The organism is Streptomyces katrae, from assembly GCF_000717655.1.
Lineage (GTDB): Bacteria > Actinomycetota > Actinomycetes > Streptomycetales > Streptomycetaceae > Streptomyces > Streptomyces katrae_B.
Map to the genome: position 1 here is coordinate 25,403 of NZ_JNZY01000051.1, position 8,718 is coordinate 34,120.

Here is an 8,718-nt window from a genome sequence, read left to right on the forward strand (position 1 = left end):
CTATCGCTATGCCCACCGCATCCCGATCGTGGACCACGGACAGGGACGACGAGCTGCTGCGCGGCCGGATCTACGGCGAAGACCGCGACCATCCCCGGCCGGGCCCCAAGCCCGGCCGAGCGTATGCCGAGCTGGTCGGCGGCCCGCGCCCCTCTCCCCCGGGGGCGCGGGCTGTGCCCATGCCGGGCGCTCTACTCGCTTCGGCGCCGCTGGTCGCGCCGCTTCTGCTTCCGCTCGGCACGCCGGTCCCGGTACCGCAGGACGGCAATCACCACATCCCGCCTGTGCTCGGAGTCCGCGGGAAGCACCTCCTGAGCCAGGAGGACGATGCCCGGCACCACGATGCCGACGACGGCGACCACGGCCACAGCCCACCACGGGGCACCCACCAGAGCGAGGACGCCGGCCGCTGCGCCCCCGCTCAGCATCACGACCTTGCCGGTACGGCCGGTCATGGGCGGCGTCGGAGCGGGAGCGGGGAGCCCGGGCTGCTGCATAGGAGTGCTCACCGGCCCGCTCCGTCCGCGGCCGCATCCACGATCCGACGGCGCTCCCACTCGGCCTCGATTACCGGCGGGACGACCAGCTTGCCCTCTCGCCGGAGCGCCTTGACCTTGCTGCGGAAGGTGTAGAGCGCGTTGTCAACGTCGCCGAGCTTGATCCCGAGAGCCTCGGAGACCTCACCCCGGGAGCAGCCCTCCAGAGTCATGCGCCACACCGCGCGGTTGCGCGGCCTGAGGTCATCGATCATGGCCGTAAGGGTGGAGTACAGCCCAATGACGTCGTCGGGTACCGGGCCCACCGAAAGCGCCGACTCCACGGAGGACGGGCGCAGGACGCCCGACAGGATCCACCCCCGCTTGTGCTCATTGGCCGCCGTCACGAACCTGTCCGTGCGCTCCCGACGCCAGTAAGAGAACGCCCGAGGGAAGACCAGCCCGCACCGGCCGACGAAGAACGACGCGAGCGCCTTGTACTTGTTGTCCTTGCCCGGGTTGGCCGCCGGGTCGTAACCCCCCTTCCTCAACGCGTTCGGCAAGGTCCGCATGGCCTCGCCTATGGTCATGGTCGCGATGACCGCCCGGTCATCGAAGCTGCTGTGCAGGGCCGAACTCTCCTCGCTGCTCAGCACCAGCGGTGTCTCCGAGTGAGCGATCAACGCCATGAGCTTGAAGCTCTGGCGCATCGCAACGTGCAGCGTCTTGTAGGCGTACACGTACAGCTCGTCCGCTAGCTGCTCCCACTCCCTGCCCTGGAACCCAGCCGCGACCACGCGGGCGACGAGGTCCATGTCCTGCTGGATCTCGGGCGGTAGCTGGCCGCCCGCGCTACCCGGAATCTGGGAGCCCGAGCCCTCCGTCATGCTCACCTGCATAGTCTTCCCTTGTGAGGCAACCGCCCTCAATTTGTGAGGGAGCGGATGCTGGTCATAGCAACCGGTCGCCCGCTCTATGCAGACAAGTCGTCGACTGCACTAAGAATTCGGCGAGCAATCAACGCGACATTTGAAATTGAGGCCGCGTGAGGTCTACGAAACCGTGTCCCGAACGTGTCCGGACAGCCTTCGGAACGACTCCGGGCGTTGTCCGGACAGGTACCGGACAACGCAGGACAGCAGGTCACAGCGCCATACGATGGACGCCACCAACCCGCAGCCCTGGAGGCCCCGTTGACTGCCGCCGAGGACTTTGCTCGCCACCTGCGCCACCTGCGTACAAGGGCCGGCGAACCCGCGGTGCGCAAGCTCGCGAACGAGACCGGCTTCGGCAAGACGACGATCAGTGACGCCTTCGGCGGCCGACGCCTTCCGACCTGGGACGTGGTCAACGCCCTGGCCGACGCGCTCGACGCCGACTCGGTCGGCCTCCGCGAGAAGTGGGCCAAGGCCAAGGCCCGCACCAGCACCGCCAGCGTCATCGAGGCGCCCGTCTGGCTCACCTCCATGCGCACCGACATTCCCGACCTGCCGGGCGCGAGGCCCATGGAGGACATCTGCGCGCTGGTCGCGACAGACCCGAAGGGTGCGTTGGGCTGGAGCTGGTCAGTCGTGCAGACGGGGGCCTTGCGGCTCGCGCACACTCTGTACGGCACGATCCCCGGGAGCTGGGGGTCCGACAAGCTCGACACATACGGCCGGGCTGAAGAGGACGGCTGGATGCCCGCCGGGTCCCGGGCCGTCGCCGACCAGGTCCACCGCGCCTACGTGTTGGCCTGGGCGGCAGTGCCGGCGGAATTTCCGCACCCGGCCGTCCTGCTACAGGTCGTCGTCTTGTCCTACCGGCTGGGCTGGCAGGCGCAGTCTGCCGTCGTGGACGCCTCAACGCGACAGTAGAGCGCTGCGCCAGGAAGCATCTTGTGCTTCCTGGCTTCGAGCTCCGTGAGCCCGCCAACGAGGCAGCAGGCCGCTTCGTGCCACCGCGCCCAGCCGAACTGCGTGGAGGCCGAGCAATCCGGCTTAAGGCGACCCTGGGCACGCCCCACTGTCGGCGGCGGCTGGAAAATGGGGCATATGCCGCTACTGGGTCGGTGGGCGAGACCCCGACGACGTCATCCCGGTTTGTCTGCCCTGCATGCCGAACGCGAGCACTAAGCAGAAAGTGGTCGGGGACGGGAAGAAGGCCGGTGGCTTGCTCACGTACTTCCGGCTCTGCTGCGGGCAAAGCAGACTGGATTACCCCGCCAGTCGACTGGAGATCACAGACCGCCTACGCTGCGTGCTCGGGGAGTAACGAGACGGGGGGCGGATGGCCGATCCGATTGAAATCGAAGCACCGGATGACACAGGGTCAGGCGTGGTGCGACGGTTCGAATACCAGATACACATCGCCGTGCAAGCGGTCCTGGAGATGCTCGCCGGCGGATCGGTCATCCACGTGACCTGCGAGCACATCGAGGACATAGTCGTGGCCCGCGGTGGCGATCCCCGGTGTGTCGACGGTGGGGCGTTCTGGGATTTCCAGCAGATCAAAATGCCGTGGAGCCCTGGACGCTCACCGACGTGATCTCCAAGAAGCCCCTCAAGAGGCTGTGGCGCACGCACAAGGCCGTGGTGGGCAAGGACCTGACCTACCAACTGACTGCCGGCATCGAGGGCCATCTCGACCAGCAGACGACGCAGTCGTAGCGCTGTCGAAGGGGCAAGGCGGGGACAACGCGGCGTGCCTCAAGCGGGTCGCGAAGCACCTGGAGGTCAAGGAGGAGGAACTCACCGACTTCCTTCCCCTGGTGCGCATCAGGCCGCTGCCACGGCGTGGCGACATCGAGCTGCGCAACACACGGGTCCTGGCCGATCTCGGCCCAGGGCTCACCATGGCGATGATCGACGCCCTCTACGACGAGTTGCTTCGGCGTACCCGCGATGCCACCCAAGGTCTTCCCGTGGCCCGGTGGACAGAGCTCCTGGTCCTCGACAATCCGCCCCCGGCCGTGCTGAACAAACGCCTCGCTGTGGCGGCGATTGCCGACGTACGCCAGCGCCTGACCCGTCCGGACCACGTTCTGCTGGAAGACCTCTCCCAGCAACTGCATGACCCGGAGACCGCGCTTGTTCGCAAGCTCCGGGCGGGCGCGGCCTCCAGGGAGGTCATCGAGGAGGCGCAGATGCTCCGGGCCCACGCTGAGCGCCACCGCTTCAAAGAGCTGGCCCTGGGAGCCTGGCCCGGCGATCAAGCCATCGAGACCGACCTCGACCAGCGTCTGCTCTTGCTGGCCCGCCGCACCGGCCGCTCCTACAGAGGCCAGCCCCAGCCCGCGGACGCCATCTTCGACGAGCTGCAGCGCATGCTCGATGCCAGCCCCGGCACGTACGACCGCCATCCCCTCTACGCCCGGGACGGTGTGCTGCTGATGGGCAGGGCATGCGCGATCTCGGACGAGTGCAAGTTCGACTGGGGGAGCGATCGAGATGCCTCCTAGCGCTACCGCGCCCGTAACCGCCGTGCCGCCCACAAGGCCGCCTTCGGCCGATGCCCAAGCCCGCCTGCTGCTCCTCATCGATGTGTTCTCCGAAACCAAGGCGGCCAAGGGCATCGAAGGGCGCATGAAGCTGGCCAAGCTTGACTTCCTGCTGCGCTACCCGGACCGCTTCAACACACTCATGGCTATTCGACGGCCCAACGTCGACGCCGGCGAGAACCCGTGGCTGACCGGAACGATTGAGCAGAGCATGATCCGTTACAGGTACGGGCCCTGGGACCCCGCGTATTACGCGCTGCTCGGCGCCCTCACAGGCAAAGGACTCATCGAGCCCAAACACGAGGACGCCGTTGCGACCTACTGCACTACCCAGGCCGGGCATGACGTGGCGCGTGCTCTCGCTGAAAGCGAGAGTTGGCGCCCGGTGCGCGACCGGGCAGTGCTGTTGCGCCGGTACTTCAACCTGACCGGCCTCACCTTGAAGAACCTGATCTACGAGACGTTCCCCGACATCGTCGAGGCGGACTGGGGGACCCACCTATGAGACTGCGTATCGAAGAGATCACCTTGGTCGGCACGAGCCGCACGATCCGCTTCGAGCCCGGCATGAACGCGATCGTGGGTTCCATGAGCGGCGGCAAGACTGCCACCGTCAGCTGCCTTCGGGCCCTGCTGGGCGCAGACGTGAGCGTCGTCCCCGAGCTTCGCGGACGGACGATCGCCGGCACCGTGCTGGTCGGAGATCGCCGATTCCGCATCGTCCGCCCCCTGGTCACCACAGCGAACGCCATGGTGGAGATCGCCGAAGTCGAAGGCCGCCGGGAGGTCTGGCGGCTGCCAGCCAGCCAGCTCCAAGCCGGGTACGACGAGACGTTCCGTGACTGGTGGCGCGACGTACTGAAGCTGCCCCAACTCCGCGTCCCACGCGCCCCCAACGACGACAGGAGCCCCCTGGTTCCCGTCACTATCAGCGACTACCTCATGTACTGCGTCCTCAGGCAGAAGGAGATCGACTCCTCCGTCTTCGGAACGCCGGACAACTACTCCAAGAACATCAAGCGCAAGTACGTCTTCGAGATCCTCTACGGCCTCTACGACCCCGAGGCAGCCGGCCTACGCGACCGCCTGCGCGAAGTCACCACAGAACTGGCAGCCCTCACCGCAGATGCGAACACCCTGGAACGGATCCTCCTGAGCACCGCCTTCGCCTCCCGCGCCCAGCTGGAAGTCGAACGCCAGGAGACCGAGCGAGAGCTCACCCACGCTCGCCAAGCCGACGTCAGCCTCACCGGCAACATCAACCTGACCGGGCCGACCACCGTCACGCTCCGCGAACGGATCGCCCAGACGGAAGCAGAGATCGCCCGGATCGCCGGGGCGACCGAGGCCGAAGCCGTCTCCATCACCAACCTCCGTGAACTCCACGGACAACTCATCGCCCAGAGCCGTCGACTCACCCGCGCCCTGGTCGCCGAGCGCCTCCTCAACGACTTCGAGTTCCACACCTGCCCCCGCTGCGGAGCCGGTGTACCGGACAGGGGAGACGAGCACACCTGCCGTCTCTGCCTCCAGGCCCCACCCAACCTGCCGGCGCCGTCCTCTCTGGCCGCGGAACAAGACCGGGTCATCGAGCAGGTCACAGAGACCGAAGAACTGATCGCCCGGAGCAGCCACCGCCTCGCTCAACTCCAGACAGCCCTGGCTACCCAGACCCAGCACCGGACAGAACTCGGTGCCCAACTGGACCGAGCGACTTCCACCTACATCACCGACCAGGCAGACCGCATCCGAAGCGTCGCCGCCCAGCAGGCCCGACTCGAGGAGCACCTCGCCCGCCTGGGCGACGGCCTGGCCGTCCACGACCGGCTAGCAGGACAGGCCGAACGCGTTGCGGAACTGGAACGCGAGCAAGAAGACCTCAACAGCAAAATCGACGCCACCCGCCACAGCAACCAAGCCGTCAGCGAACGCCTGCGGAAACTCGACGACGCCTTCGAAGCAGCCCTCCGCAGCTTCGACGCACCCCGCTTCGACGGCGAGCCAGGCTCCTACATCAACAAGAAGACGTACATGCCTGTCGTTGACGGCCGCCCCTTCGCTGACCTGCAATCGCAAGGCGTCGAGGTACTGGTCAACGTCGCCCACGTCCTTGCGCACCAACACGTGGCACTCAACGACCCCGACATCCCCTTGCCCAATCTCCTGATCATCGACGGCATCAGCAGCAACGTCGGCCACGAAGGCGTCGACCTTGAACGCCTGCGCAAGATGTACGCCAGCCTCCTGCGCACTGCCACCGAACACGTCGACCGCCTGCAGATCATCGTCACCGACAATGACTCCCCTCCGATCGAGGGCATTCACCGGCCGCTGGAGCTGTCTGACACAGACCGACTCGTCCCCATGCCCCCTGCCGAACCCGGTGACGAGCAGCCTGCAGACGCGCCGCCAGGAGAGGAAGCCGGCGCCTGACGACCGCAGCGGGGCCGGACAGGAACACCCTGTCCGGCCCCGCTGCGCGTTGTACGGCTATGCCCACCGCATCCCGACCTTGGAAAGCAGTTCGACCCGCTCCGGCGTCAGCGTGCCGGCCCGGCGGCGCTGGTTGTCGACCCACGTTCCGAGCTTCAGCGCCACGTCCCGCTGCGCCTGGCCGTCGCCGGTGGTGATCGTCTCGATGTGCTTGCGGGGCACCGTGAGGTGGCCCTCGCGGGCGAAGAACTGGGCTGCGGCGGCGTAGTGCATGGCCCACTTGTTGGCCGACCCAGACCCGGCCCCGGGCGGCCGGGCCCTGGGCGCCAGAGTGAATCTGCAGATTATTTTGAATCAGGGGGTGGGTTATGTCCCTGACCGGCGTGGTCGGCGCGGGGGGCCGTGCGCATGCGTGGATGTTAGCTTCCTTCCCGTGGGGGAGCATCAGGATGAGACGAGGGCGGCCTACGACGGGGTCGTCGAGTTGTATGCGTCGCTGTTCGCCGGCCGGCTGGAGACGCAGCCGTTTTCGCGGGCGATGCTCGGCACGTTTGCCGAGCTGGTGCGTGGTACGGGGAACCTGCGCGTAGCCGATGTCGGGTGCGGGTCCGGGCATCTGGCGGCCATGCTGAGCGACCTGGGGGTTGGACGCCTTCGGGCTCGCCCTTTCCCCGGCCATGGTCGACCACGCCCGGCGGGCCCATCCGGAGCTGCGGTTCGAAGAGGCGCGCATGGAGGCCCTGCCGGTCGAGGGTGGCTCGTTCGGTGGGGCGCTGGCCCACTACTCGATGATTCATACGTCACTTGGGGCTACTCGCCGAACAGGCGCGTGTCCTGACACCGGGGGACCTGTTCCTGGTCTCGCTCTTCGCGACCGAGGCAGCGGATCGGTCCACTTCGGGTCATCCGAATGGGATAATTTCGGTCAGTTGCATGCGGCGGCGAGATGTGGTGCATCACTCCGGTGTTCATGTGGGTTCACCTGCCTCACAGCCCAACGCGGCTTCAGTGATGTATAGTTGACAATCCGATAATTTGAAAAAAATGGAGACAAATTGATATCCAGCAAAATGCGGAAAATGGCGACTGCGGCAACTTTCGTTGCCGCCAGCGTAGGACTTAATATCGCGACTGCACCGACGGCCTCGGCCGATGAGTACGCCTCCTATAACGGCGCATGCGGGTCTGGGTACAGCGTTGTCAATTCTATGGGTACTCACGGATATGCGATAGTGTACCTGACGTACAATAATTCAAATGGAATGAACTGTGTTGTGACTGTTCGCAGCAGTAGGGACCCAAACTATGGGAATCCCGCACCTATGAGCGCGAAGATATGGGTGAACAAGCAGACACAGCAAGACGATGGCTGGTATCAGACTTATGCTGGACCAGTCTACATGTACGGTGCAGGTTCCTGTATTACCTGGGCCGGAAGCATCGACCACTTTGTGGGTCAAAAGTACAATACAAACTGTGGTTAACTCTGAGCAAAGGATGATGCTTTACTGGATCGGTACTCCGTCTGGATCCCGGGGTCTAGCGAACTAGATTCCGAACCATGCGAGTTGGCGCGGCTCCGCCATACTTGAAGTACTGCCTCACGACGAAGGTTTCCAGGGCTCTGTCCGACGGGCTAGCTGCAGGTGAGTGGCGGGCCCGTTAGACAGGGGAGCGGAGCAAGACCTGGGCACTGGGCGGGTGAAGCGAAGCGCTCCGTTCAGTGCCCGGTGAAGCGAAACGGAACGGAATCAGTCCGAAGCGAAGCGTAGGGACCCCTACCCTCGGGGTCGGCCCTGAGGGTAGGGGTCCTCCCACTGAGCGAAGTGAAGTGGTTCCTTGGCGCAGCGCGGACCCGGAGCGAAGCGGAGGGTCCAGCCCCCGAAGCGGCTTGGGGCGAGCGAAGCGAGCCCAGTCTCTGGGTTTTGGGTTGGCGAAGCCGGGCCCTGCCTCGCACAGCGAGGCGTGTCACTGCCTGCGGCGAAGTATCGGGACCGTGACACGGAGGATCGGATCCCGTGAAACGGGGTCACCCCAGCCCGCGTAGCGGGCTGTTCGGAGCGCAGCGTAAGATTCCGGCCCGAAGGGCCGGTCCTGGCTTGGTGAATCCGAGCCCCGCCGAGCGCAGCGAGCCGGTTCTCCGGCTCCGGAGCGAAGCGCAGGTGAAAACGGGGTCACCCGGGCCCGCGGAGCGGGCCGTTCGGGGGAGAGCGAAGCGGAACCCCCGAACCTTGTCCGGAGCGAAGCGCAGGACACCAGCCCGAAGGGCCGGCCCTGGCTCGGCGAAGCCGAGCCTCGTCGAGCGCAGCGAGGCGGTTCTCTCCTGAGCGC

General features: G+C 66.0%; 9 protein-coding genes and 1 pseudogene. 7 read left to right on the top strand and 3 right to left on the bottom strand.

Translation table 11 applies throughout. The annotated features are described in order from the left end of the window. Window positions 1-191: 191 nt before the first annotated feature. A complete protein-coding gene (locus IF09_RS0135815) occupies window positions 192-509 on the bottom strand; it encodes a hypothetical protein (RefSeq protein WP_158710151.1) in 318 nt (105 codons plus the stop codon). Continuing rightward, on the bottom strand, window positions 506-1,369 hold the full coding sequence (locus tag IF09_RS0135820) for a hypothetical protein (protein ID WP_158710152.1): 864 nt from the start codon (window positions 1,367-1,369) through the stop codon (window positions 506-508). The genes IF09_RS0135815 and IF09_RS0135820 overlap by 4 nt, the downstream gene beginning before the upstream one ends. A 300-nt stretch (window positions 1,370-1,669) precedes the next feature. Between IF09_RS0135820 and IF09_RS0135825 the strand changes: the two genes are divergently transcribed. The 6 genes from IF09_RS0135825 (at window position 1,670) to IF09_RS0135850 (ending at window position 6,387) form a co-directional block, all read left to right on the top strand. Beyond that, window positions 1,670-2,332 carry a helix-turn-helix domain-containing protein gene (locus tag IF09_RS0135825; protein WP_030303135.1) on the top strand — a complete coding sequence of 221 codons (663 nt, stop codon included), beginning with the start codon at window positions 1,670-1,672 and terminating at the stop codon, window positions 2,330-2,332. Between the two features lie 412 nt (window positions 2,333-2,744). Next, window positions 2,745-3,002, top strand: coding sequence for a dsDNA nuclease domain-containing protein (locus IF09_RS0135830; protein ID WP_078613669.1), 258 nt, complete (start codon window positions 2,745-2,747; stop codon window positions 3,000-3,002). After that, entirely contained in the window at window positions 2,999-3,124 is a 126-nt protein-coding gene (locus IF09_RS48145) for a hypothetical protein (RefSeq protein WP_267882200.1), read from the top strand. The genes IF09_RS0135830 and IF09_RS48145 overlap by 4 nt, the downstream gene beginning before the upstream one ends. Window positions 3,125-3,225: 101 nt before the next feature. After that, a complete protein-coding gene (locus IF09_RS0135840) occupies window positions 3,226-3,915 on the top strand; it encodes a hypothetical protein (protein ID WP_030303139.1) in 690 nt (229 codons plus the stop codon). Between the two features lie 22 nt (window positions 3,916-3,937). Continuing rightward, entirely contained in the window at window positions 3,938-4,459 is a 522-nt protein-coding gene (locus IF09_RS0135845) for a hypothetical protein (RefSeq protein ID WP_030303141.1), read from the top strand. Beyond that, entirely contained in the window at window positions 4,456-6,387 is a 1,932-nt protein-coding gene (locus tag IF09_RS0135850; RefSeq protein WP_030303143.1) for a hypothetical protein, read from the top strand. The genes IF09_RS0135845 and IF09_RS0135850 overlap by 4 nt, the downstream gene beginning before the upstream one ends. A 57-nt stretch (window positions 6,388-6,444) precedes the next feature. On the opposite strand, the gene IF09_RS0135855 is transcribed toward IF09_RS0135850, so the two are convergent. Then, the gene (locus IF09_RS0135855) at window positions 6,445-6,660 is read right to left on the bottom strand and encodes a helicase associated domain-containing protein (protein ID WP_051833502.1); all 216 of its coding nucleotides are present in this window, start codon (window positions 6,658-6,660) and stop codon (window positions 6,445-6,447) included. Between the two features lie 160 nt (window positions 6,661-6,820). Between IF09_RS0135855 and IF09_RS47665 the strand changes: the two are divergent. Then, window positions 6,821-7,275, top strand: a pseudogene (locus tag IF09_RS47665) (class I SAM-dependent methyltransferase); the annotation flags it as partial. Window positions 7,276-8,718: the final 1,443 nt, after the last annotated feature.

What these genes read in the sequence shown, in the direction of transcription:
- IF09_RS0135830 (WP_078613669.1), top strand. Translation starts at nt 2,745, where the DNA reads ATGGCCGATCCGATTGAAATCGAAGCACCGGATGACACAGGGTCAGGC.
- IF09_RS0135850 (WP_030303143.1), top strand. Translation starts at nt 4,456, where the DNA reads ATGAGACTGCGTATCGAAGAGATCACCTTGGTCGGCACGAGCCGCACG.
- IF09_RS0135855 (WP_051833502.1), bottom strand. Translation starts at nt 6,660, where the DNA reads ATGCACTACGCCGCCGCAGCCCAGTTCTTCGCCCGCGAGGGCCACCTC.